The 18,992-nt window shown below is 70.4% G+C and carries 22 protein-coding genes; 3 read left to right on the top strand and 19 right to left on the bottom strand.

Annotation, left to right across the window (positions count from 1 at the left end; translation table 11 throughout):
• From ITP53_RS42345 to ITP53_RS42305, 9 genes are all read right to left on the bottom strand, one after another.
• The coding region (locus ITP53_RS42345; protein WP_207757202.1) for a hypothetical protein at window positions 1–645 on the bottom strand (645 nt) is incomplete at its 3' end.
• On the bottom strand, window positions 642–1,307 hold the full coding sequence (locus tag ITP53_RS42340; RefSeq protein ID WP_195901112.1) for an N-acetylmannosamine-6-phosphate 2-epimerase: 666 nt from the start codon (window positions 1,305–1,307) through the stop codon (window positions 642–644). The genes ITP53_RS42345 and ITP53_RS42340, both read right to left, overlap by 4 nt.
• 3 nt (window positions 1,308–1,310) lie before the next feature.
• Complete coding sequence (locus ITP53_RS42335; protein ID WP_195901111.1) at window positions 1,311–2,240, bottom strand: BadF/BadG/BcrA/BcrD ATPase family protein; 930 nt, start codon at window positions 2,238–2,240, stop codon at window positions 1,311–1,313.
• Between the two features lie 32 nt (window positions 2,241–2,272).
• Window positions 2,273–3,106 (bottom strand): carbohydrate ABC transporter permease, encoded by an 834-nt coding sequence (locus tag ITP53_RS42330; protein ID WP_195901110.1) that lies wholly within the window; start codon window positions 3,104–3,106, stop codon window positions 2,273–2,275.
• Window positions 3,103–4,008 (bottom strand): carbohydrate ABC transporter permease, encoded by a 906-nt coding sequence (locus ITP53_RS42325; RefSeq protein WP_195901109.1) that lies wholly within the window; start codon window positions 4,006–4,008, stop codon window positions 3,103–3,105. The genes ITP53_RS42330 and ITP53_RS42325 overlap by 4 nt, the downstream gene beginning before the upstream one ends.
• Entirely contained in the window at window positions 4,005–5,300 is a 1,296-nt protein-coding gene (locus ITP53_RS42320; protein ID WP_195901108.1) for an extracellular solute-binding protein, read from the bottom strand. The genes ITP53_RS42325 and ITP53_RS42320 overlap by 4 nt, the downstream gene beginning before the upstream one ends.
• Before the next feature lie 36 nt (window positions 5,301–5,336).
• Entirely contained in the window at window positions 5,337–5,993 is a 657-nt protein-coding gene (locus ITP53_RS42315) for a GntR family transcriptional regulator (protein WP_236051756.1), read from the bottom strand.
• A 395-nt stretch (window positions 5,994–6,388) separates the two neighbouring features.
• Window positions 6,389–7,813, bottom strand: a complete 1,425-nt coding sequence (gene glnA / locus ITP53_RS42310) for a type I glutamate--ammonia ligase (protein ID WP_195901106.1) — start codon at window positions 7,811–7,813, stop codon at window positions 6,389–6,391.
• A 93-nt stretch (window positions 7,814–7,906) separates the two neighbouring features.
• Entirely contained in the window at window positions 7,907–8,923 is a 1,017-nt protein-coding gene (locus tag ITP53_RS42305) for a hypothetical protein (RefSeq protein WP_195901105.1), read from the bottom strand.
• Between the two features lie 77 nt (window positions 8,924–9,000).
• On the opposite strand from ITP53_RS42305, the gene ITP53_RS42300 reads away from it, so the two are divergent.
• Genes ITP53_RS42300 through ITP53_RS42290 form a run of 3 tightly spaced genes read left to right on the top strand, consistent with a single transcriptional unit; the run spans window position 9,001 to window position 11,062 of the window.
• The gene (locus ITP53_RS42300; protein ID WP_195901104.1) at window positions 9,001–9,462 is read left to right on the top strand and encodes an RDD family protein; all 462 of its coding nucleotides are present in this window, start codon (window positions 9,001–9,003) and stop codon (window positions 9,460–9,462) included.
• A gap of 50 nt (window positions 9,463–9,512) precedes the next feature.
• The gene (locus ITP53_RS42295; protein WP_236051754.1) at window positions 9,513–10,127 is read left to right on the top strand and encodes a TetR/AcrR family transcriptional regulator; all 615 of its coding nucleotides are present in this window, start codon (window positions 9,513–9,515) and stop codon (window positions 10,125–10,127) included.
• Window positions 10,124–11,062 carry a hypothetical protein gene (locus ITP53_RS42290; RefSeq protein ID WP_328817531.1) on the top strand — a complete coding sequence of 313 codons (939 nt, stop codon included), beginning with the start codon at window positions 10,124–10,126 and terminating at the stop codon, window positions 11,060–11,062. The genes ITP53_RS42295 and ITP53_RS42290 overlap by 4 nt, the downstream gene beginning before the upstream one ends.
• On the opposite strand, the gene ITP53_RS42285 is transcribed toward ITP53_RS42290, so the two are convergent.
• The 10 genes from ITP53_RS42285 to ITP53_RS42240 all read right to left on the bottom strand — a co-directional run.
• A complete protein-coding gene (locus tag ITP53_RS42285; protein WP_195901103.1) occupies window positions 11,043–11,807 on the bottom strand; it encodes a class I SAM-dependent methyltransferase in 765 nt (254 codons plus the stop codon). The two genes, ITP53_RS42290 and ITP53_RS42285, sit on opposite strands and share 20 nt — an antisense overlap.
• Window positions 11,807–12,487, bottom strand: a complete 681-nt coding sequence (locus tag ITP53_RS42280) for a DUF4191 domain-containing protein (protein ID WP_195901102.1) — start codon at window positions 12,485–12,487, stop codon at window positions 11,807–11,809. Before ITP53_RS42280 ends, ITP53_RS42285 begins: the two co-directional genes overlap by 1 nt.
• A gap of 135 nt (window positions 12,488–12,622) precedes the next feature.
• Window positions 12,623–13,435, bottom strand: coding sequence for an alpha/beta fold hydrolase (locus tag ITP53_RS42275; protein WP_195901101.1), 813 nt, complete (start codon window positions 13,433–13,435; stop codon window positions 12,623–12,625).
• Window positions 13,411–13,797, bottom strand: coding sequence for a VOC family protein (locus ITP53_RS42270; RefSeq protein ID WP_195901100.1), 387 nt, complete (start codon window positions 13,795–13,797; stop codon window positions 13,411–13,413). The genes ITP53_RS42275 and ITP53_RS42270 overlap by 25 nt, the downstream gene beginning before the upstream one ends.
• 113 nt (window positions 13,798–13,910) lie before the next feature.
• On the bottom strand, window positions 13,911–14,900 hold the full coding sequence (locus tag ITP53_RS42265) for an AraC-like ligand-binding domain-containing protein (RefSeq protein WP_195901099.1): 990 nt from the start codon (window positions 14,898–14,900) through the stop codon (window positions 13,911–13,913).
• 113 nt (window positions 14,901–15,013) lie between these two features.
• Complete coding sequence (gene lipA, locus ITP53_RS42260; RefSeq protein WP_195901098.1) at window positions 15,014–15,943, bottom strand: lipoyl synthase; 930 nt, start codon at window positions 15,941–15,943, stop codon at window positions 15,014–15,016.
• A gap of 130 nt (window positions 15,944–16,073) precedes the next feature.
• Window positions 16,074–17,057, bottom strand: a complete 984-nt coding sequence (locus tag ITP53_RS42255) for a M48 family metallopeptidase (RefSeq protein ID WP_195901097.1) — start codon at window positions 17,055–17,057, stop codon at window positions 16,074–16,076.
• A gap of 57 nt (window positions 17,058–17,114) precedes the next feature.
• Window positions 17,115–17,807, bottom strand: a complete 693-nt coding sequence (gene lipB, locus ITP53_RS42250; RefSeq protein WP_195901096.1) for a lipoyl(octanoyl) transferase LipB — start codon at window positions 17,805–17,807, stop codon at window positions 17,115–17,117.
• A gap of 37 nt (window positions 17,808–17,844) precedes the next feature.
• The gene (locus ITP53_RS42245; RefSeq protein WP_195901095.1) at window positions 17,845–18,582 is read right to left on the bottom strand and encodes a Type 1 glutamine amidotransferase-like domain-containing protein; all 738 of its coding nucleotides are present in this window, start codon (window positions 18,580–18,582) and stop codon (window positions 17,845–17,847) included.
• Window positions 18,583–18,620: 38 nt separating this feature from the next.
• The coding region (locus ITP53_RS42240) for a DUF1731 domain-containing protein (RefSeq protein ID WP_195901094.1) at window positions 18,621–18,992 on the bottom strand (372 nt) is incomplete at its 5' end.

The following is an 18,992-nucleotide window of genomic DNA, read 5'->3' as shown; positions in this document are numbered from 1 at the left end:
CGCCCCCAACGCCCGCCGGACCGCGCCGGCCAGGTCCGCACCGGCCAGCTGATTGTCCGCACCCAACACGGTGGGATGCACAGGCAACACCACCACCACCCCGTACGGCCCCCCACTACCAGGGCCACCACTGGGTGCGTGGCCGGGCCCGTTGAGAGGTGGACGGCCGGGTGGGCCGAACGACAGGACGTCGACGGGTACGGTGCGGCGGGGACGGGCGCCCGAGCGCTGGCCGCCCACGCCGGACAGCCGCACCCTGCGTACGCTCAGCGTGACCTCCCGCTCCCTGGCAACCGCCGTACGGGCCGCCGCGGCGGCCGCCACGGGGACCTCCGCCAGCCACCGGGCGGGCGTCAGCGATGTGTCGTCGGAGCGCGACGTCTCGGGGCCCGCATGGGTGTGGGTGGCCGAAACCCACACGTCCCGGCCCGGCGCCACCTCGAGGACGGCCAGGCGGACCGCCCCGGCCAGGTCGGCGTTGACGTACGGCAGGTCGGCCACCACCCAGACCAGCCGCCCCAGGGTCACGACGGAGACCTCCAACTCGTCCAGCACGCCCGTGGATGGTCCTGGGCGGGCCGCGTACCCGCCCAGCGGGGTGCCGGGAGGGACGGGAAGGACGCTGCGGCCGTAACCGGAGGTCAAGCGAGCGCTCCCAGGAAGCGCCGGGTGATGGCGCCCGGGTTGGTGATCGCGGTGCCGATGACGACGGCGTACGCGCCCGCGTCCAGCGCCGCACGGAACAACTCGGGCGTCGTGTAGCGGCCTTCCGCGACCACCGGGCAGTCGAGCGCGCCGGCCAGCTTGGCCACCAGCTCCACGTCGGGCTCGGCGGGCACCGGCCCAGGACCCGTGTAGCCGGACAGCGTGGTGGCCACGAGATCGGCCCCGGCCTCCCGGGCGGCGAGCCCGGCCTCGTAACCGTCGACGTCGGCCATGACCGGCACGCCGTACCCGTCGTGGATCGCGGAGACCTGCTCCGCGAGCGTCAGGCCGTCCGGCCGGGGCCGCGTGGTGCCGTCGAGGGCGACCAGGGCCGCGCCCGCGCGGATCACCTCGGCGGCGGCGGCGAGCGTCGGGGTGATGTAGACCCCGGCGCGGTCACCCGTCTTGTTGATCCCGATGACCGGCACGCCGACGGCGCCGGCGATGGCCGCGACGTCGGCCGGGCCGTTGGCGCGGATCGCGACGGCCCCGGCCTGCTCGGCGGCGCGGGCCATCATCGTCATCGGGCCAGGGCCGTGCAGCGGGCTGGTCGCGGCGGCCTGGCAGGAGACGAGCAGCGATCGTGCGGGAAAAGGCAGCATGCGTCACAGACCTCGATAGATGTGCAGGCGGGAGCGGTAGGGGGCCGGGTCGGGGGAGACGGCCAGGCGGCACGCGCCGTCCAGCGCGGTGCCTTCCGCGAGTACGGGCCTGGCGCGCGGGCAGGCGGCCGCCAGTTCGGCCAGGAACGCCTCGACGAGCCGGCCCCCCGACTCGACGAGCCGCCCAATCTGCGCGACGGGGACAGGCGCGTCGCCGGACACCTGGCCCACCGCCGTGCCCGCGGTACGGGCCAGTTCGCGCCCGGCGGCCGTCACGATGGCCAGCGCCACCTCGTCCCCATCGGCGGCCGTCGCGACGACGTCGGGCGCGAACCTGGCGGTGGCGTCGACGGGGGCGGCGGAGGTGTAGATCAGGGACGGCATCTCACGCACCGGCCCGTACCGGCGGCGGGCGGGCTCCGACAGCCCGGTACGCGGGCCGCGCCCGTCGAGTGCGCGCAGCACGGCCGCGATGCCCGCCCGGCCGATGGCGAAGGCGCTGGCGTCGTCGCCGAACAGATGTCCCCAGCCGTCGACGCGGGCGCTCGTGCCGGTGGCCGCGTCGACGGCCAGGCAGCCGACACCGGTGCCGATCGTCAGCACCACGCCATGCCCGTCGGGCAGGGCGCCGGCGTGCGCGGTGACGTTGTCGGCGCACAGGACGACCTCCTCGGCGCGCAGCACGGACGCGATCTTCCCGGCGAGCAGGTCGCGCTGTTCCGGCGTGGCGGGCAGGCCGCTGAGCCCGAGCACGGCCCGCGTCACCGATCCCGGCGGCTCGTCCATCGAGGCCCACGCCTGCCGTACGGTGCCGCACATGGCGGACACCGGATCGGGGTTCGGATAGCGGAAACCGGGCGCCTCGTGGACGGCCCCGGAGCCGGCGACCGTCAGCCGCAGGGTGGACTGCCCGCCGTCCACACCCACGTACACGCCGCTCACCCCAGCCCTCGACGCGGCGCCGCTCATCTCAGCCCCGCGCTCATCGCCACGCCCTCGACGAAGCGCCGCTGCAGGGAGAGGAACAGCGCGACGGTGGGCGCCATGGCGAGGACCGCCGCCGCCATCATCATCGGCACCCCGGCGGCGCCCAGGTTGTTGGCCTGCATCGCGGCCAGGCCGACGGGCAGCGTCCGGTGCTCGTCGTCGGACCCCACCAGCAGGGGCCAGAGGTGGCTGTCCCAGTTCATCATGAAGATGAACAGCGCCAGCGCCGCCATGGGCCCTCGTACGAGCGGGACGACGATGCGGACCAGGCTGACGAAGACGCCGGCGCCGTCCAGCCTGGCGGCCTCAAGCAGTTCGTCGGGCACGGCGTCGATGCACTGCCGCATGAGGAAGATGCCGAACGCGCTGGTCCCCGCCGGAATGATGAGCCCAGCGAAGCTGTTGACCCAGCCCAGGTCGTAGATCAGCGAGTACAACGGCACGTAGATGACCTCGAGCGGCACCATCAGCGTGGCCAGCACGATCACGAAGGCCACGTTGCGTCCGGGATAGCTGAACTTGGAGAAGCTGTAGCCGGCGAGCGTGCAGGTGACGACGTTCATGAGGGTCACGACGACGCCGACGACCACGCTGTTGGCGAAGTAACGCGCGAAGGGCGTCTCCAGGAACGGCCGCGCGAAGTTGTGCCAGTCCACCTGGCTCGGCCACCACCGCAGCGGCACGGACAGCACCTCGCCTGGCGGTTTCAGCGCCGAGATCACCGCGTACGCCAGCACGGCCGCGAAGGCGACGCCCCCGGCGGTCACGACGAGGAACAACGCCCAGCCCATGAGGCGTGATCGGGCCGTCATGCGTCCTCCCTGCGGAAGGCGCGTAGTTGCAGCAGGGTCACCGCGACCAGGACGAGAAACATGAACACGGCCACCGCGCTGGCCCGCCCCATGCGGGCGTTCTCGAAGGCGGTCTTGTAGACGAACAGGTTGACCACCTCGGTCCCGAAGGCGCCGTCCGTCAGCACCACCTGCGGGCTGAACGCCTGCAACCCCCTGATGATCCCCATCACCGAGCAGATCGCGGTGATGGGCTTGAGCAGCGGGAACGTGATCCGCCAGAAGCTCTGCCAGGCGTTCGCGCCGTCCACCTGGGCGGCCTCGTACACCTCGGGAGGCAGGCGGGACAGCCCGGCGAGGAACAGGATGAGGAAGAAACCCGTCTCCTTCCAGACACTCATGATCACCAGCGCCCACTTGGCCGCCGCGGAGCTGGTCAGCCAGTCCACGTCCAGCCCGAGCGTCTGGTTGAGCAGCCCGTCCGGGTGCAGCACCAGCCGCCAGACCACCGAGATGGCCACCCAACTCGTCGCCACCGGCAGGAAGTACAGCAGCCGGACCCAGCCGGCGCCCGCCATCTTCCGCGACAGCGCCAGCGCCAGCACAAGCGCCAGGGCCAGCGCAGGCAGGTACGTCCCCACCGTGTAGATCAGCGAGTTGAGCAGCGCCTCGTGGAAACGCGGATCCTCGGCCAGGAACGCGAAGTTCTCCAGCCCCACGAACGTCGGCGGCGCGGTCAGGCTGTAGTCGAACAGGCTCAGGTAGAACACCCGCAGGCCGGGATAGATCGCGAAGAGCGCGAACAACACCAGCGCGGGCAGCGACAGCATCGCGCCGAGCACGTTCCTGCCGGTCACCCGGGGCCGCCGCGGCGCGGGCCTGGGCGGGCGGCGGGTCGTCGGTGTGGCGGTGGCGACGCTCAACTGAGACTCCGCTGTACGGCCGCGTCGGCCTCGCTCAGCACGGTGTCCACCGGCTTGCCGTCGAAGACCGCCTCGTCGACGGCCTTGCGCACGATGTCCAGCACCTCGTTCCAGTGCGGCCCGACCTGGTCGTAGCGGCCCTGGGCGTACGCGTCCGCGATCACGTCGATGGACGGGATCTTCTTCGCCGGCGCGCTGTCCTGCCAGCCGGTGACGGGCTGGACGAAGTTCACGTCGCTGAGCCAGCGGTCATGCTGACTCGCCAGGTACGAGACGAACTTCCAGGCTTCGGCCTGCTGCTCACTGGCCTTGCTGACCGCCCAGAAGTAGCCGTAGACCCGGCTGACCGGCTTGTCCGGGTTCGCCTGGGGGAGGGGCACCACGGCCAGGTCCTTGTAGGTGTCCGGATTGGACTGGCGGATCTGCTCCATCGCCCAGGGGTAGACGACGGCCATCGACTGCGTGCCGCCCGCCAGGTCCTGGAAGGGCACGGTCGCGTCCCGTGAGGACGTCTTCGGGTCGGCGATGCCCGAGGTCCTGGCCAGCTCCACCCACAGGTCGAGCGCCTGCTTGGTGCCGGGCGACTGGAGCGCGGGCGCCTTGCCGTCCGGTGACAGGATCGCCCCGCCGGTCTGGTTGGTCAGGGTCTGGAACCACTGGCCGTACCAGCCGGAGTGCAGGTACAGGAAGTTGAACGCCTGCTTGTGCCCGGCCTGGTTGAGCGCCTTGCCCGCCTCGATGACCTCCTGCCACGTCTTCGGCGGCTGGTCGGGGTCGAGGCCGGCGTCCTCGAAGTGCTTGGTGTTGATCGCGAAGGCGGTGCCGTTGAACTCGCTCGGTACGCCGTACAGGGTGCCCTTGGCGTCCTTGGCCCCGTCGAGGGTGCCGGGCACGTAGCCGCTTTCGAGGTCGGCGGGCGAGGACTTGCCGAAGGCGGCCGGGTCGACGGGGGCGACGAGGTTCTTGGGGATGTACTCGCCGCGCAGGGCGTTGTCGTCCATGTTGATGATGTCCGGGCCGGCCCCCGTGCTGAGCGAGGTGAGCATCTTGGTGCCGAACTCGGTGTTGGGGATGGTCTGGTACTCGATCTTGACCTTGGGGTTCTTGGCCTCGTACTCGGCGATGAGCTTCTTGTTCAGGTCGATCATCGGGGGGTGGGTGTGGGTCCAGAAGGTCAGCGTGACCGTGCCGTCGCCGGAACCGCCACCGCCACAGGCCGCGACCCCGCCGGCGGCGGAGATGAGGACGGCCGTAATTGCCAGTAGACGCTGATGCTTGCGGTACCTGGGCATGGTTACCTCCAGGTCTTACGGGGTGGGGGTGTGGTGCTAGGTCGGCACGAGGTCGACCGTGATCGTGTAGTAGTCGCCCCGGCAGACCGACTCGCCGTACTCCACGACCCTGCCGCGGTGGTCCCTGACCACCGTGCGGATCCGGAAGCACGGGTCGGCGGCGGTGATGCCCAGCAGCTCGGCGGTGCGCTCGTCGGGGAGGGCGGGCTGGACCTCGGCAGTGCCCGCGCTGATGTCCACGCCGTATTTCTCGGCCATCACCGCGTACCACGAGCCGTCCAGGTCCGCCTCGGTCAGGTCCCGGAACAGCGCGGCGGGGACGTAGCTCGTCTCGATCGCCACCGGCTCGCCGTCGCCCTGACGCAGCCGGGTGAAACGGATGACCGATTCGCCCTCTGGCACCCGCAGGCGCCTGGCCACCTCGGTGGTCGCGCGGATCCGCCGCATGGCCAGGGTCCTACTGCCGGCCTCGATGCCGCGCCGGGTCATCTCCTCGGTGAAGGAGGAGATCGTCAGGTGCCGTCGCACCCTCGGGCGGCAGGTGTACGTGCCGCGCCGGTGCCGCCGTTCGAGCAGGCTTTCCAGGACGAGCCGGTCGATCGCCTTGCGCAGCGTCATCCGGGCCACGCCCCAGCGCTCGGCGAGGTCGCGCTCGGACGGGATGCGCTCGCCCGGCGGGAGAGAGTGGACCAGGTCGGAGGAGGGCGCGCGTCTCGCCCGTACGGTCTGCCGTCCTTTTTCCCGGCAAGGTTCTCACCTCCCTGTCCAGCACGCTAAGCGCAGGAGGAGAGCCGAGACCAGACCACGGGGCGGATCTGTTTAGACCAGAGACGGATGAACGGGGTCACATGTGCTGGTCACATGGCATGTCCGGCCGATACCACCCGATCGGTGGTCTACCCACACCTTCGATCCCGCCCATGTGAGCGGCCACTTCGTCCGCCCGGGTGAGTCCAGGGTCGTGGAGTTCGGCATGAGCGTCTACGTGCATCGACCCCCGCCGGATAGGCGGCGATGCGGAAAGCCCGCGGCAAGGTGCAAGACCTTCCCACGGGCTTTCGACTTCACGACTTCCGCGCGCTAACCGGTCACACGTCGTAGTAGAGCTCGAACTCGTGCGGGTGCGGGCGCAGCCGGATCGGGTCGACCTCGTTCTCCCGCTTGTACGCCACCCACGTCTCGATCAGGTCAGGCGTGAACACGCCGCCCTCGAGCAGGTAGTCGTGGTCCTCCTCCAGCGCGTTGAGCACGTCGGTGAGGGACCCGGGCACCTGCGGGATGTTGCGGGCCTCCTCGGGCGGCAGCTCGTAGAGGTCCTTGTCGACCGGCTCAGGCGGCTCGATCTTGTTGCGGATGCCGTCGATGCCGGCCATCAGCATCGCCGCGAACGCGAAGTACGGGTTGCACGACGGGTCGGGCACGCGGAACTCGATGCGCTTGGCCTTCGGGTTGGAGCCCGTGATCGGGATGCGTACGCACGCCGACCGGTTGCGCTGGCTGTAGACCAAGTTGACCGGGGCCTCGTAGCCGGGAACCAGGCGGTGGTAGGAGTTGACCGTCGGGTTGGTGAAGGCCAGCAGCGACGGCGCGTGCTTGAGCAGGCCGCCGATGTAGTAGCGGGCCGTGTCGGACAGGCCCGCGTAGCCGACCTCGTCGTAGAAGAGCGGCGAGCCGTCCTTCCACAGCGACTGGTGGCAGTGCATGCCGGAGCCGTTGTCACCGAAGAGCGGCTTGGGCATGAAGGTGACCGTGTGGCCGTACTCCATGGCCGTGCTCTTGATGATGTACTTGTACAGCATCAGGTTGTCGGCGGTCTTGAGCAGCGTCCCGAACTTGAAGTCGATCTCGGCCTGACCGGCCGTGCCGACCTCGTGGTGCTGCATCTCGACGTCGATGCCGCACTCGATGAGGTTGCGCACCATCTCCGAGCGCAGGTCGGTGAAGTGGTCCATCGGCGGGACCGGGAAGTAGCCGCCCTTGTAACGCGGCTTGTAACCGAGGTTGCCGCCCTCGGTCGCCTTGCCGGTGTTCCAGGCGCCCTCGATCGAGTCGATGTAGTAGTAGCCGGCGTGCTGCTTCGTCTCGAAGCGCACGTCGTCGAAGATGTAGAACTCGGCCTCGGGGCCGAAGAAGACCGTGTCGGCGATGCCGGTGCCCCGCAGGAACTCCTCGGCCTTGCGCGCGACGTTGCGCGGATCACGACTGTAGGCCTCGCCGGTCAGCGGGTCGTGCACGAAGAAGTTCAGATTGAGCGTCTTGTGCTGGCGGAACGGGTCCACCACGGCGCTGGTCGGGTCGGGCAGCAGGAGCATGTCGGACTCATGGATCGCCTGGAATCCGCGGATCGACGAGCCGTCGAACATGAGTCCGTCGGTGAAGACGCTCGCACTGAAGTTCTCAACCGGGAAGGTGAAGTGGTGCGTCGTCCCCGGCAGGTCGGTGAACCTGACATCGACGAACTGCACCCCTTCGTCACTGATGAACTTCAGGACGTCGTCGGCGGAGTTGAACACTCTCGAACCTCCCTGGGGACTGGTCATCATTGCGACGCTAGGACTTGGCCGTTTCCGAATGGTGTCTCATTTGTTTCGCACGTGTTACGCAGGTCAGGTGCTCTGCGAAGCCTCGCACCCGTCGCCCGGCTCGTCCTCCAGCACGTACGGATCCGACGGCGGCCCGGAGACGACCACCTCGTCCGGAGCCGAGTCCTCGTAGTACGGGTGGATGAACCCGTCCTCGACGTCGCAGCGGGCGGGCGTCGCGCTCGCGCCCAGCTCCTCCACCCAGACGATGAGCCGGTCGGAGTCGCGGTAGAGGTGCACCCTGCCGGAGGAGTGCGTGACGAGCCTGGTGGCGGTCCTGGGCTGGCCGGGGCGCTGCAGTGCGTACACGATCAGGTGGTTCAGCGTCACCTCGACCCCGCGCCAGCCGTCCTCCTCGAACGTGCCCAGCGTGACCTCGCCCTTCACCTTGATCACGTCGGTGATGAGCTCGGCCGTCTTCGGTGCGAGGCTGTTCACCAGGTTCCTGGTGGGGCCCTCGGCGTCGTCCAGCCCGTCGCGGAACCAGCCGCGCTGCTGCTGGTCCAGCGCCTTGACGAACGCGTCAGGGTAGCCGCCGAGCAGCGTCTTCTCGTCGAGGTAGGCGGCGGCCAGCAGGTCGCGCGTCCGCTCCAGCCCCTTGGCGACGTCCTCCTTCGACAGCCCGCCCAGCGCCTTCGCCTCGGGCATCACGAAGCCCTTGACGCCGTCGGCGTAGTCCGCCGCGGGGGAGCCCGCGAACGGATCCGCCGCGAGGATGGGCGCCGCGAGCACCGGCATCGTCTCCTCGGGCACCGGGCCGCCGCCGGCGAGCAGGTCGGGGCGTACGGTCACGGCCACGCCCGCGGCGGCGATCAACGCCGTGATCGCGGCAATCGCGAGCCAGGTGCGTCCGCCCCGGCGGGGCGGCTCCGCCCAGGGCCCGTCCTGGCCGGGCACGGGGCTCGGCCGCTGGTCCGAGGGGTCACGGCGGGCCGCTCTGGCCCCCGATTTGGCGGCGGCCCGCATCCTGCGCCGCTGCTCGGCGTCGATCTGCCCGACGAGCGCGTCGAAGCGCGCGTCAAGGTCATCCCCGTGTGGCATGGCGTACATGATGACCGCCCTGTGACGCGGTTGGGTCACAATCCCGACCGGCCCCCTGGGCGGATACCGTTGAGGGCATGAGCGGCAACGAGCCTCGGTGGACGCAGACCTGGCTGGGCGGCATCCGGTCCGCCGGAGTCGACCTCGGATACCCCGGCCAGCGGCTGGGGCTCCCCGAAGAGGGCAGCGGGTCGATCAGCGGGTGGGGGCGCAGGATCGGCGCGCTGGTCATCGACTGGATGATCTGCACCTGGGCCGTCGTGCAGTTGCTGTTCGGGATGAATCCGGCCGACTCGCCGTGGGCGCCGGTGGCGGTCTTCGCCGTCCAGTATCTGCTCCTGGTCGGGTTCATGGGGCAGACGTTCGGGCACCGGCTGCTGGGGATCAGGGTCGCCGCGATGGACGGCGGCAACCCGCGGCTGTTCCCCGTGCTCGTACGCACCATTCTGCTGTGCCTGGCCGTGCCCGCCCTGATCTGGGACCGCGACCACCGCGGCGTCCACGACCGGGCGTCGAACACGGTGGTCGTCCGCATGTAAAAAATCGTACCGGGTTCAAAAACATACCCGGTTCGGTTTATGCTGCCCTCATGATGGCGGGGCTCAGAGAGTTGAAGAAGGAACAGACCCGGCGGCGGATCTCCGAGGTGGCGCTGCGGCTGTTCGACGAGCGCGGCTACGACGCGGTGACCGTCAACGAGATCGCCGAGGCGGCCGGGGTCGCCAAGGTCACCCTGTTCACGTACTTTCCGACCAAGGAGTGCCTCGTCACCGACGGGGTGGCGGACGACATGGCCGCCGTCGTGGCCGGGCGCGAGGAGGGGACCTCGCCGATCGAGGCCCTGCGCGCGCACTACCTGTCGATGGCCGCTCAGGGGCCGGGCGCGGTCGACGTCGGGGCGCTGCTGGCCAGGGTCCGCGTGATCTCGTCGAATCCGGCGCTGATGGGCGCGTTGCACGGGGTGCACATGAGTCAGCGTTACGAGCTGGCGGCCGCCCTCGAGGACGTCTACGACGCCCCGGCCGCGCGGCTCGCGGCCGGGCAGATCACCGCCGCCGTCACCACGCTGCAGGAGGGGTTCTTCCAGCGGCTCTCCACGGGCGTGCCGCTGGAGGAGGCGGGGCGTGGCCTCGTGGCGGAGGTGGAGCTGGCCTTCGACGTCCTCGAACACGGCCTTTCATCGATAAAAGGGGAAAAATCGTGAAAAAAGGCATTAACTATGACACGGGGTTCCTGCCGGGCGACGACAACTCCAGGAAGACGTTCGATGCGGCAACCGTGGCCCGCGAGATGCGGGTGATCGCCGATGACCTGCACTGCCAGGTCGTCAGGGTCTCCGGGAGCGATCCGGGGAGGCTGAGCGTGGCGGCGGAGCAGGCCGCGGCCGCGGGCATGGAGGTCTGGTTCGCGCCGTTCCCCGTCGACCTCACGCGGGACCAGCTGCTCGCCCTCCTCGCCGACGCGGCCGGCCGCGCCGAGTCCCTGCGCCGCACCGGCGCCGAGGTCGTGCTGGTCACCGGCTGCGAGATGACCGCCTTCTGCGAGGGCTTCATGGAGGGCGAGACCTACCGCGAGCGGCTCGGCGTCATGATGAACGCGGACCCGGACTGGTGGATGTCCCTGATGCAGGTCATGCCGCGCTTCAACGCCCACCTGGCGGAGGTGGCCGAGACCTTGCGGCCACTGTTCGGCGGCCGGCTGAGCTACGCCTCCGGGCCGTGGGAGCCGGTGGACTGGGGCCCGTTCGACGTGGCCGGTGTGGACGCCTACCGCGCCTCGTACAACGCCCACGACTTCGTGAACGAGCTTCGCGCCCACTTCAAGCACGGCAAGCCGGTCGCGGTGACGGAGTTCGGCACCTGCGCCTACCGCGGCGCGGGCGAGCGTGGCGGCTCGGCGTGGGTGGTGCCCGGCGACGCGGTGCGTGACGAGGGCGAGCAGGTCCGCTACTTCACCGAACTGATGGACGTCTTCGAGCAGGAGGGCGTGGACACCGCCCTGTGGTTCACCTACGCCGCCTACAACCGGACCGGCGAGGCCGACCTCGGCTCGTACGGCGTGGTCAAGCTGCTCGACGAGACGAGGTGGGAGCCCAAGGCGGTCTTCCACGCCATGGCCGCTAGGTACGCGCGCAGCTGAAGATGGCGGTCCCCGGCAGGTGACGGCCGCGCAGCGGGCTCCAGCCGCCCCACACCCGCTCGTGCCCCTCGGGCCACTCCGGCTCCAGCAGTCCGGTGACGGCCAGCCCGGAGGCCACCACCAGGTTCACCCAGTCGGCCATCGTCCGGTGGTGCTCGACGTAGGCAGGCGTGCCGGACTCGTCGCGTTCGACGTAGGGGGAACGGTCGAAGTAGGACCGGTCGGACGTCAGCCCCCGCGGGCCTGGATCGTCGGGGAACGCCCACCGGATCGGATGGCTCACCGAGAAGACGAACCGGCCGCCCGGCCTGAGCACCCTGCGCACCTCGCGGAACACGGCGAGCGGCTCGGCCACGAACGGCAGCGCGCCGAACGCCGAGCAGGCCAGGTCGAAGGCCGCATCGGCGAACGGCAGCGACTCGGCGTCGGCCTGCACCACGGGGACGTGCAGGCCGGTGTCCAGGTCGATGCGCTGGGAGTGGCGCAGTTGCCGGTGCGACAGGTCGAACGCCGCCACCTCGGCCCCCTGCGTCACCAGCCACCGCGCGCACTGCGCCGCGCCGCAGCCGATCTCCAGCACCCGCCGCCCGCGTACGTCGCCGAGAAGGCGCGCGGCGGCCTCGTCCACCCCTTCCGGGCACCACACGAAGCCGCTGTCACGCAGGAACGAGCCGTGCTCGACCTGGTAGTCGTCGGCGTTGCCGTCCCACCAGCCACGGTTGGCCCGCGAAGAAACGGACAGCACTAGCGCATCTTGGGGCCGCGCGGCATGCGGGTGCCCTTGGGCATCGGGCCCTTGGGCATCGGCATGTTCCGCGGGATCGAGCGCAGGCGGTCCTTCACCTCGTTGATCGCGGGCTTCTTCATGTTGCGCGGCAACTTCATGATGTGGCGCTGCAGCTTGCCGAGCGGGACCTGGCCCTCGCCGTCGCCGCACTGGACGTCGTAGATCTCGATGCCCAGCACCACCCGCGCGACCCGCTTCTTCTCGGCCGCCAGCATCTTGGCCACCCGGTTGCCCGGCCCCTCCGACACCAGCACCACGCCCGGGTGGCCGACCACGAGGTGGACCAGGTCCTGGTCGCGGTTGACCGCGATGGCCGGGGTCACCTGCCAGTTGCCCCGCATGCCCTCGAGGACCGCGGCCGCCGCGCCGGTCTGCCCGTGCAGGATCGAGTACTGGGCCTTCTGGGCGAGCTGCCCGAACACCACCAGCCCCACCGTGAAGGCCGCCAGGATGCCGATGAACACGGAATACCACAGGTAGTCCGTGACCAGACCGATCGCGACGATCACCGCGAGCGTGCCTATCGCCGAGAGGAAGACGATCGGCATCCCCTTGGGATTGGCCTGCTTGATGATCTTCGCGATCATGCGGAGCTGCTTGATACGCCCCGGCTTCTCTTGGTCCTCGGACTTTGCCATGCTCAGAAGGATACAAACCAACTGGTGCGCTATGGAAAACGTGGCCCGGCCATTTGCGACTAGATTCTCACATTCGTGATGAGACGGGGGTCGGCGGCGTGCCGGCCCGCCCCCGGCCGGAGCGGGACCGGCACCTCACGCGGCCACGAAGAACTCCAGCAACTCCGGCACGAGCGCCTCCGGGGCCACGTTGTGCGCCTGGTCGTCCAGGACGCGCCTGGTCGCGCCAGGCACCGCCGCCGTGACGGCCAGGCCCGCGTTCGTCATCCACCGGGGGCTGTCCCGGCCGTTGAGCACCAGCGTCGGCTGCGTGACGGCGGCCAGCCGCGCGGCCGGCAGCGCGTTGCCCGGGCCCAGGACGGCGGCCTCGTAGGCCAGGGTGTGCGCCACCTTCTCCACGTGCGGCCATGACGGGTCGGCGCGCATCGCGGCCACGGCCGCGTCGGGCACCCCGGCCGCCGCCATGAACCGCTCGACGGCCTCACCCCGCCTGCCCGCCTCGACCAGCGCGGTGAGCCGCGCCGCGAGGTCGAGCGGCAGCGGCGGCGCGCCGTCGTCCACGTGGTACGGCGGCTCCCACACGGCCAGCTTCGTGATGGCCGGGATCCGCACGGCGGCCTCCAGGGCCAGCGCGGCCCCCGACGAGCCGCCGAACACCATGGCGGACCGGCCCGCCGCCTCGATGAGCGCCGCCAGGTCCTCGATCTCCCGCTCGACCGCGTACGGCGGCGTGTCCCCGCTGCCGCCGCGGCCCCTGCGGTCGTAGTTCAACACCGTGAACCACGGCGCCAGGGTGCCGGCCACCGCCGCCAGAGTGGGGTGCGCCCGGTCCGTGAACGCGCCGTGGACCAAGATCACGGCCGGGCCGGAGCCGTACTGGTCGAAGGCGATCGCGGTGCCGTCCGCCGAGATCGCCGTGCCGCTCAGCCGGCCGGCTGGACGAGACACAGCGCCTCCCAGTGGTGGCCGTCGAGGTCGGCGAAGCCGCGCTGGTACCTGAAGCCGTCCTCCTGGGCCACGCCCGCCGTGGTCGCCCCGGCCGCCAGCGCCTTGCCGACCAGCTCGTCCACCTGGGCGGGGTTCTCCATCCCCAGCACCAGAATCGCTCCCGTGGTCTTGGTGGCGTCGGCGATCTCCTTGGTGACGTACGTGGCGAACGTCGGCTCGGTCAGCAGCATGACCTGCGTCTGCTCACTGATGATCACCGACGCCATGCCTTCTGACATGCCGAACAGGTTGAAACCGAGGGAGGCGAAGAACTCGGTCGAGCGGTCCAAATCCTTGACCGGCAGGTTCACGAACAGCTGCATTGTGCTGATCCCTTCACGTCGATCCAGCGGAACACCTCCAGTCTGCTGATCGGCGGCGCGCCGGTCTTGGATCTGCGCGCCGGGCGGATTGACGTTCAGCGCACAGCTGACGTTCAGAGCACCGCGCCGACGAGGCGGTGGTCGCCTGGCGGAAGGCTGTGCGCGCGGCGGTATTCCGCGGGCGGCACGCCGTACGCGCGCCGGAACAACCTGCTGAAATGGGCCGAGTCCGGCAGCCCCCACCTGGCCGCGATCACACTCACGGGCTGGCTGCCACCGGCGGCCAGCTCCGCGCGGCACCGCTCCAGACGCCGCTCCCTGATCCACGCGGCCACCGTCGTGTTCTCCGTCTCGAACAGCCGGTGCAGGTAGCGCACGGAGATGTGGTGCGCCGCCGCGACAGTGGCCGGATCGAGGTCGATGTCGCCGAGGCGCTCCTCGATGAAGGCGTGGACGCGCAGCAGCAACGTGCGCTGCCGCGAGTCCTCGGGCAGCGACTCCACCGACTCCAGGCGTTCGGCGACGGCGGCGCCGACCAGGTCCATCACCACCGTGCCGAGCTTGGCGGCGCTGCCCGGCCGGTAGGTCTCCAGATCGAGCGCCACCCGGCGCAGCAGCGGCGCTGCCAGCGCCGCGGTGCCGGACTCGGCCGTGATGGGCACCGCCGTGAGCGCGGCGACGGAGCCGATCGGCAGCGCCAGCAGGTCATGCGGAAGGCTGAACACGGCCAGTTGCACCGCGGCGTCGTAGGCCACCTCGTAGGGCCGGGTGAAGTCGTAGATCGCGAACTCGCCCGGGGCGAGCCGGGTCTGCCGGCCGTCCTGGGCGAGGCGCGGGCTGCCCGAGATGGCCAGCACGACGCGGTACAGCTCGGGGTTGCCACGATGGATGAGCCCGGGGGTGCGGTGCATGCTGTGCGGGGTCGACGTACGCACCCTGCCGACGCCCACCCGGCCGAGCTGCGCCATCCGCATCTCGCCCCGCAGCGGCGCGTCGGGATCGATCCGCAGGTCGAGCGGTCCCAGCGTGTCACACACAAGGCTCCGCCAGGCGTCGTGACGGTGCCCGGCGGGCAGATCACTCGTGCGGATCAGAACGGCCATCCCCCGGCACCTCCGTCGGCTGCCCTGTCATGGTAGCGATGGCTTTGATCGCCGGACAGCTGTTTTGCCGGGCATGCGAAAGCCCCGGGCGACGAGCCCGGGGCCTGGTTTCCTCACACGGTCTGGCGCGCCTCGATGGCCTGCTTGAAGAGCCTGCCCGCCCGGTAGGACGAGCGGACCAGCGGACCGGACAGCACACCGGCGAACCCGATGGCCTCCGCCTCGGCCTGCAGCTCGACGAACTCCTCCGGCTTCACCCACCGCTCCACCGGGTGGTGCCGCGGCGTCGGCCGCAGGTATTGGGTGATCGTCAGCAGGTCGGTGCCGGCCGCGTGCAGGTCGCGCATGGCCTCGACGATCTCCTCGCGGGTCTCGCCCATGCCCAGGATCAGGTTGGACTTGGTCACCAGCCCGGCCTCGCGGGCCATCGTGATGACCCCGAGCGAGCGGTCGTAGCGGAACGCCGGCCGGATCCGCTTGAAGATCCGCGGCACGGTCTCGACGTTGTGCGCGAACACCTCGGGCTTGCTGGAGAAGACCTCCTCCAGCTGGTCGCGGTCGCCGTTGAAGTCGGGCACCAGCAGCTCGACGCCGCAGCCCGGCAGCAACGCGTGGATCTGGCGCGCGGTCTCCGCGTAGAGCCAGGAGCCGCCGTCGGGCAGGTCGTCGCGGGCCACGCCGGTCACGGTCGCGTAGCGCAGGCCCATCTGCTGGACCGACTCGGCCACCCTGCGCGGCTCGTCACGGTCGTATTCCTTCGGCTTGCCCGTGTCGATCTGGCAGAAGTCGCAGCGGCGCGTGCACTGGTCGCCGCCGATGAGGAACGTCGCCTCGCGATCTTCCCAGCACTCATAGATATTGGGACAGCCCGCCTCTTCACAGACCGTGTGCAGACCCTCGCGGCGCACGAGCGATTTCAGCTCGGTGTATTCGGGGCCCGTCTTCAGCTTGGTCTTGATCCACGGGGGCTTGCGCTCGATAGGGGTTTCGGCGTTTCGCACCTCCAGGCGGAGGAGCTTTCTGCCTTCAGGAGCAACGGTCACGTACCCAGCTTACGTCTCCTGATGAAGCCGCCCGCTCAAGGGTCAGGAGATGAGGCCGAAGCCGCGGATCGCCCGCGTGCCGACGGTCAGGAGATGAGGCCGAAGCCGCGGATCGCCCGCGTGCCGACGGTCAGGAGATGAGGCCGAAGCCGCGGATCGCCCGTGTGTAGTGCGGGAGCAGCTCCGCGTCGATCAGCTCGGACTCCCGCGTGCCGAGCAGCTCGGACTGCGGCGCCGAGGTGAGGACGCCGTCGTCGGTGAGCTGGAACCTGGCCAGCGCCCGCTGCCTGATCGCCGGCACGCTCTCGCCGCGCAGCGCCGCCGCCTGCATCGGCGCGAGGTAGCCGCCGCCGGCCGTCAGCTCCTCCAGCGCCGCCAGTTCCCGCGCGGTCGCCACCCGCTCCGCCAGCGCCTGCCTGCGGGCCACGACACGGCTCTCGCCGGCCCGGGTCAGCCTGGTCAGCACGTACGCCACCAGCAGCACGGGCCCGCCGAGCACCCGCCCGAACAGGCGGCCGAAGAACCCCGCCACCTCGTACGTGGTCCCCGGCTGGTCACCGACGCCGAGTGAGGAGGCCGTCATCTTGGTCTGCGCCTCCTCCCTGACCCTCAGCGGCCCGGCCTCGAACAGGGCGTCACGCCAGGCGTCCAGAGTGCTCAGCGCGCCGTTCACGATCAGCTCCTCGCCGGCCGGGACGTGGGCGTACCCGGTGGCCAGCAGGATCACCCGCTGTTTCGGCGGCAGCGCCAGCCACAGCGGCAGTCCGACGACCAGCACCGGGGTACGCGACAGGCCGACGCGTTCGTAGTGGGTCTCCGTGGCCAGGTCCCTGATCGCGACCTTCGCCGGCCGCCGGACGCCGACCCGGTCGGCCACCCGGTCCGCGACCGCGTACAGCTCCGGGGCGCCGGCCCGGTCGAGTACCTCGGCGTCGGCGGGCAGGCTGCCCAGGCGTGGCCGCAGCACCCAGCCGACGGCCAGGCTCAGGCCGCCGAGCACCCACGCGAGAAGGGAGTCGAGGTGCGCCAGGACGGCCCACGCGCCCAGCGCGAGGAACCCCAGCGTCAGCAGGTGCACCATGAGCGCGAGAATGAGAGCGAGGAAACGCTTCACATGGGCGATGGTAAGCCCGAGATATGCGGATTTTTCGCTTACCAGATGCCGATTCGATTACCGCCGGAGCAGGTCTTCCTCATGCAGCTCGTACGGCTCCAGACCCAGCGCCTCGGCGAGCCGTTTCTCCGCGATCGGCATGACCTCCTCGACCACGATGCGGCGGCCCGTCTCCGCCGACAACGACGAGACGCCCACGCCGGGCAGGCCGCACGGCGCGATCCGGCTGAACCAGCGGGGATCGTTGGCGCAGTTGAGCGCGAAGCCGTGCATGGTGACGCCGCGCGCGACCCGGATGCCGACCGCGCCGAGCTGGCGGTCGGGCAGGCCCAGGCTGGCGTCGCCGGCCGCCCAGACGCCGCCGCGGCCGGGCACCCGCCTGGCCGTGACGCCGAAGTCGGCGCAGACCTGGATCATGGTGTCCTCCAGGCGGCAGGCGTAGGCCACCACGTCGGTGATGCCGACGATCGGATAGGCGACCAGTTGCCCGGGCCCGTGCCAGGTGAGGCGGCCGCCGCGATCGACGTCGACGACCGGGGTGCCGTCGGCCGGGCGCTCGTGCGCGGCGGTGCGCTTGCCCGCGGTGTAGACGGGCGCGTGCTCCAGGAACAGGACGGTGTCGGTCACCTCACCGGCGACCCGCTTGCCGTGCACCCAGCGCTGCAGCGCCCAGGCCTGCTCGTAGGGGACGTCGACACCAAGGCGGACGATGGCGAGTGCGTGGGGATCGTCCCCGTGGATGGGGCGCATGAGCCTATTGTGCCGTTGCCTCACCCTTGAAGGGTAATCAGGGGGTCAGAAGCCGCGGCTCGATGGTGACCTCCTTGACCCCGCCCGCCCCGTCACCCTCCAGTTTGTACGCGTACGAGCCGGCGTCCACGCTCACCGCCTGGATGAACTCCGTCCCCACATAGTGCAGCGCGACGCCCTCGTCGGCGGCGTAACCCTCGGGCAGCTCCCCGTCGGCCACCGACTGCTGCAGCAGTGAGCGGCGCTGCGGGTCGGAGTTGTAGTGGACGCCGCACGAGTAGGGCAGCAGGCCCAGCCCCTCGGCCCACACCCGCAGGTCGGGACCGAAGGAGTCGGTGTTGCCTCCGACGTGCCAGCACAGGGCCCCCGCGCTCTGCCCGGACAGCACCACCCCGGCCCGCCACGCCTCCTCCAGCGCCTCGTCGAACCCGTGCAACCGCCACAGCGCCATCAGGTTGGCCACGCTGCCGCCGCTGACATAGATCATGTCCTGGTCGAGCATCCACGCCCGGGGGTCCTCGATGTTGGGCATCGGGAACACCGTCAGGTGGCTCAGCTCGACGTCCCAGCCCTCGAAGGCGCCGTACATCTTCAGCAGCCAGTCCGCCGAGTCGCCGGTCGCGGTGGCGATCAGGCCGAGCTTCGGCCGGTCCTGCCCCGTCAGGTCGAGGCCGTAGCGCAGCAGGGCGCTCGCCTCGATGATGTTGTGGCGCCTGCTCGGGCGGAACGATCCGCCCCCGATCGCGAGTATGTGCGACTGGCCCGAGCGAGTCATGTCAAGTATCTCCCCACCTGCCGAAGGCCGAACGGCCACTAGAGTACGGCGCGCAGCGCCTCGTCGAGACTGCTATGAGCGAAGCGGTAGCCGCCGGCGGTCAGCTTGGCCGGCACGATCCGGTGACCGGGCAGCAACGCCTCGCGCGCGAACTCGCCGAGCCCGGCGGCCAGCGCGAACGCCGGCACGGGCATCGGCACGGTGCCCTTGCGCAGGGCTTTTCCGAGGGTACGCGTGAATTCGGCGTTGGTGACTGGCGTGGGGGAGGTGAAGTTGACCGGACCCTCGATGTCCCGATTTTTCAGCACATGAAGGACAGCGCCCACCCAGTCCTGGACCGTGATCCACGACCAGTACTGCTTCCCCGATCCCAGCGGCGCCCCCAGCCCGATCCTGAAGATCGGCAGGAT

It is taken from the genome of Nonomuraea cypriaca (genome assembly GCF_015645445.1).
Lineage (GTDB): Bacteria > Actinomycetota > Actinomycetes > Streptosporangiales > Streptosporangiaceae > Nonomuraea > Nonomuraea cypriaca.
The sequence above is the reverse complement of the archived record's forward strand: the minus strand, read 5'-3'. Positions and strand labels throughout refer to the sequence as shown.

What these genes read in the sequence shown, in the direction of transcription:
- lipB (WP_195901096.1), bottom strand. Translation starts at nt 17,807, where the DNA reads ATGCGCCCCATCCACGGGGACGATCCCCACGCACTCGCCATCGTCCGC.
- ITP53_RS42320 (WP_195901108.1), bottom strand. Translation starts at nt 5,300, where the DNA reads ATGCCCAGGTACCGCAAGCATCAGCGTCTACTGGCAATTACGGCCGTC.
- ITP53_RS42270 (WP_195901100.1), bottom strand. Translation starts at nt 13,797, where the DNA reads ATGCAGCTGTTCGTGAACCTGCCGGTCAAGGATTTGGACCGCTCGACC.
- ITP53_RS42295 (WP_236051754.1), top strand. Translation starts at nt 9,513, where the DNA reads ATGATGGCGGGGCTCAGAGAGTTGAAGAAGGAACAGACCCGGCGGCGG.
- ITP53_RS42245 (WP_195901095.1), bottom strand. Translation starts at nt 18,582, where the DNA reads ATGACTCGCTCGGGCCAGTCGCACATACTCGCGATCGGGGGCGGATCG.
- ITP53_RS42300 (WP_195901104.1), top strand. Translation starts at nt 9,001, where the DNA reads ATGAGCGGCAACGAGCCTCGGTGGACGCAGACCTGGCTGGGCGGCATC.
- ITP53_RS42305 (WP_195901105.1), bottom strand. Translation starts at nt 8,923, where the DNA reads ATGCCACACGGGGATGACCTTGACGCGCGCTTCGACGCGCTCGTCGGG.
- ITP53_RS42265 (WP_195901099.1), bottom strand. Translation starts at nt 14,900, where the DNA reads ATGGCCGTTCTGATCCGCACGAGTGATCTGCCCGCCGGGCACCGTCAC.
- ITP53_RS42340 (WP_195901112.1), bottom strand. Translation starts at nt 1,307, where the DNA reads ATGCTGCCTTTTCCCGCACGATCGCTGCTCGTCTCCTGCCAGGCCGCC.
- ITP53_RS42280 (WP_195901102.1), bottom strand. Translation starts at nt 12,487, where the DNA reads ATGGCAAAGTCCGAGGACCAAGAGAAGCCGGGGCGTATCAAGCAGCTC.
- ITP53_RS42330 (WP_195901110.1), bottom strand. Translation starts at nt 3,106, where the DNA reads ATGACGGCCCGATCACGCCTCATGGGCTGGGCGTTGTTCCTCGTCGTG.